The 235-nt window shown below is 42.1% G+C and carries 1 protein-coding gene; it reads left to right on the plus strand.

The features are described from left to right. Nucleotide 1: 1 nt before the first annotated feature. A partial coding sequence (locus ACY2RT_RS15690; RefSeq protein ID WP_490156839.1) for a helix-turn-helix domain-containing protein occupies nt 2-235 on the plus strand: 234 nt, incomplete at its 3' end.

Genomic DNA, 235 nt, shown 5'->3' on the forward strand with positions numbered 1-235 from the left:
AATACTCGATTATTATGGGCTATCTGCTACTGTATTTTCGGAAACCATGGACTTCAACTACGCTACTATTTCGCACTTACTTGCCGGAAGAAATAAACCCAGTGTGGAATTTGTCATGAAGGTGGTGCAAAACTTTCCGGAAGTAGAACGGGATTGGCTGCTAAATGGAAAAGGGGTGTTTCCGTCCGAAGAAAACAAAGCCACCTCTCCTACTATGCAAAAACCTGAAAAATCA

Source organism: Ulvibacter sp. 2210JD10-4, from assembly GCF_058148525.1.